Source organism: Moorena sp. SIO3B2, from assembly GCF_010692525.1.
Lineage (GTDB): Bacteria > Cyanobacteriota > Cyanobacteriia > Cyanobacteriales > Coleofasciculaceae > Moorena > Moorena producens.
In genome coordinates, this window is sequence record NZ_JAAHHE010000106.1 from 1 (window position 1) to 3,726 (window position 3,726).

General features: G+C 42.1%; 3 protein-coding genes. All 3 read right to left on the reverse strand.

The window, feature by feature from the left end; all coding sequences use genetic code 11:
• Window positions 1-230 precede the first annotated feature (230 nt).
• Complete coding sequence (locus tag F6K38_RS20810; protein WP_287265694.1) at window positions 231-572, reverse strand: hypothetical protein; 342 nt, start codon at window positions 570-572, stop codon at window positions 231-233.
• A 79-nt stretch (window positions 573-651) separates the two neighbouring features.
• Complete coding sequence (locus F6K38_RS20815) at window positions 652-2,754, reverse strand: NACHT domain-containing protein (RefSeq protein WP_287357310.1); 2,103 nt, start codon at window positions 2,752-2,754, stop codon at window positions 652-654.
• 154 nt (window positions 2,755-2,908) lie between these two features.
• Window positions 2,909-3,259 carry a hypothetical protein gene (locus tag F6K38_RS20820; protein ID WP_287265691.1) on the reverse strand — a complete coding sequence of 117 codons (351 nt, stop codon included), beginning with the start codon at window positions 3,257-3,259 and terminating at the stop codon, window positions 2,909-2,911.
• Between the last annotated feature and the right edge of the window lie 467 nt (window positions 3,260-3,726).

Consider the following 3,726-nt stretch of genomic DNA (forward strand, 5'->3'; position numbering starts at 1 on the left):
TCACTCTCTGAGATTTTAACCAATTAGCATCGAGAGAGCCAATAATATAGCAATTATATATGCCATGAAGTCCAAAGAGATCCCCCTAAATCCCCCTTATCAAGGGGGACTTTGAGGTTGAGAAGCGTACCTCATAAATCCTAGAAACGCTATATCAAGTCTGCTTGAATATCCATAATTAAGCAGAGGGTGGGGAGATGGGGAGATGGGGAGATTTTTATTAAGGATAATTATCCTGACTTGATATAAAAAATTAAATAGTCTAGGCAGTTTGATAAAACAGTGCAGTGAGCCAAGTGTAGTAAGTGGGGGGAGTGCGATCGCTTTCTAGATATAGATGGTCCGTTACATTTCACCGCGAAGCATCCTAAAAGTGCGATCGCACTTGGGGGGATTCCATAAAAGTCTGCCGATGGATCAATAAGAATAGGGAGTGTGGGAAGTGTGGTAAGTGTGGTGAGATCGGGGCGATCGATGTACTTATAGCAGAAGTCAGAAGTCAAACTCTTGCGCTTACTTAGGTTTGGACTTTTGTCATGTCCTAACTGCTCTGTCTTGATGCAGTCGCTCATGGGGGAAACCCCCAAGACCGCGCTGCATCGCTGGCGACTGCTATAATTACAAAGGTGACATGGTTCCACACTCTCAACACTAGGTTGTGGCAAAGTGCTCTCGCAGCAAATCGTGGATGAATCGATAGCGTCCACCGACTTGCTTGATCAAGCGGCGTTCTGTGGCATAGCTCAGGAAATGGGCGTAATCCCAGGGGATTGAACCACTGCGCCAGAGAATGAGGCGGAGGACGAAATGCTGAATGACAGGTCTGCCAGCATATGAAAAGCCAATTAACATTGCCATCCCAGAAGCACCAATTAACATGCTGAGTAGTTTAACATTCTCTCCTGATACTAGATCAGGTAATACAAACAACAAGAAAGTTCCAGGGAAACTAATTATACTAAGAATAACGGTATTTTTAGCGGATTCTTTAATCCTCTGATTGGGTTTATTTCTGGTTTTTACTTCTTCTCCACTCAGACCTCTAATCAGCCCATAAAGCAGCCCTATAATTAGCCCTCTAATCAGCCCAACACTCAACCCAACACTCAGCCCATAAATTAGCCCAACACTCAGCCCATAAATCAGCCCATAAATCAGCTCTTCAATTATTTTTTTTCTGTCTTTCCATGAAAGTGTAATAGTTTTAGAAAGATCTACTTTATTAAAAAATCGCCCATAAATTACCCCATAAAATAGCCCAAGACTCAGATCAAAAATCATTGAAAAAATCAGCCCATAAACCAGCCCAAGACTCAGCTGATACAAACCCTTTTTTCGGGATTTATTCAACATATCAGGCTGCATTTTTTCAATCCAAAACTCCGTTTGTTTTTCCTCCTTCAATCCTTTAGCAAGCCAGCCTAACCAGCGCCTTGTTTCCTCTTCTGAATAACCTCGACGGTTATGGGATTCCTTTAGTTTACGGTCAATGTAATCCTGAAATAACTTTTGACGGCATTGGTTCTGATAGTCTTCCTTTGCTTTAGGATCCTTAAGCTCTCTCTCTACTGGCTTCAACCCATCGGGATAAGCAACGGGAATCAAGTGCAATAGCAAGGGCATTCTGGCTAACTCTAGCAATCCCTCTGAATCTTGCTGAATTCCTGGCCAGAGTTGCTGACAGTTTAACCCCTTTAAATAAGCTTCAATCTGCTGATCGCTCAAAGGTTGCAAACAGACTGCTCCCCGCATCTCCAGAATTTGCTCACCGGCTTTGTATTCTTCTTCACGACAGCAGACCACAATTTGAGGAACATCTTTGAGAAACTGATTTAATTGCTGAATACATAACCTTTGCCGCTCTAAACCCAACTCATCCAAACCATCCAGAAGAGGTAACAACTTACCGGTGGTAATCCACTCCTGAGTAATCTCTTTGCGGAGATTATAACGAAAATTTAAATTAGCCACCAACCATTCAGCAATTGGCTGCTTATTATCTTTCCAATCAGAAAGTTCAGCAATAATTGGAATTGGTTGGTTTTCCTGCTGCTGGGCACGTGTAATTAAATCCTTGGCCAAATCCAACAGCATGGTGGTTTTTCCAGAACCAGGCGCACCAAGAATCAACAGTTTCCCGGCAATATCATCTTGGTTAAATACCTCAATAAGCCTTTGACCTGGTTCAGACTCTGTAGTTACTCGACGAAACTTGAGCAACTGTTTCCACCATGGAGGAGATTTGCTAAGATTCACAGTAATTTTTTCTCGACGACCCACTTGCTCTCTCTTGTCTGCCATTACCAACTGAATCAAGTGGTGATTGTGCAGGGAGTCATCAAGGCGCATGTTAACTTCAGCTGCCATTGCTCCGAGCAAATCCCTGCGCCATCGCTGTAACTTTGCCTGTGGAATCTGTCTAGAGATTTGAGTTTGCTTTCCTGGCCTAGTTGTCAGCAAATACCAAATTGTAGGTAAGACGAAGAGGTAACCAATACCTAAAATCCAGTAGACTTGTTGGAACCAGTCGTTATCCTGTTCTGCTGATTTTTGAGAAACTAAATTTTCTGCTTGATGAGCTAAGAATACATAAACTATTACGCATACAGCAATTACTATAATTTTGCGAAAGAGAGTTTTTGGCTGCTCAAAGCGATTGTTCAAAAGTCCGAGAATACAGATAAGTAGTCCTAGTAGTAACTGGAGTAGTCTTTGAAGGACGTTGGGATTGGTCAGATATTCAGCAAGGTTCATCTCTGAAACAACCTCTGTTTTATGAATCTATGAAATTTTAACGAATTGCTATCGATATAGCCAAGGAAAAATCAAATAGTGCGATCGCTTTCTAGCTATAGATGGTGCGTTACATTTCACCGCGAAGCACCCTACGCACTCACGCCAACAGCTATCAGCTATCACCATCATCGAGCAATTGTTGATGATTTTCTAGTTCCAAGATGTCTTCTCGATTGACAACTTCATCACTAATTTCAAGGATAGAATCTGCTGAGGAAAGCTTGTTGTTGAGCAGATTTTTAATTTCTGTTTCACCCATAGACATTCCTTCCTCAAAGAACCGTTGACTGCTATTGGTACTATCAACAAAGAAGCCACGTGACTGTTGGGGCAATTTGAAGTCAGAGGGCAATGACTGAGCCTGGACATTAGAGACGATGCCAGCAGTTAAGGCTAGGGCTGTCAAGGCTAGGCTTGTCTGTTTCCCAAACCTAGGAAGGATCTTAGTTAGGGTCGGTTTCATGATGTGACATTAATTTTGTGCACCTACTTAAAAATCCAAGTATTTGGCTAGCCATTCCGGAATCTAGTTATAAAAATACAAATTCAAGTAGGGTGGGCAAAGTTCTCTGATTAAAGTAGGGTGGGCAAAGTAAGATTATCTATAAGAGTAATTTGAACGCAACGGTTTTTGCCCACCCTACAACTACAACTAGTAGGGTGGGCAAAGTAAGATTATCTAGAAGACTCAAAAGAACGAAACGGTTTTTGCCCACCCTACAACTACAACTAGTAGGGTGGGCAAAGTAAGATTATCTAGAAGACTCAAAAGAACGCAACGGTTTTTGCCCACCCTACAACTACAACTAGTAGGGTGGGCAAAGTAAGATTATCTAGAAGACTCAAAAGAACGAAACGGTTTTTGCCCACCCTACAACTACAACTAGTAGGGTGGGCAAAGTAAGATTATCTAGAAGACTCAAAAGAACG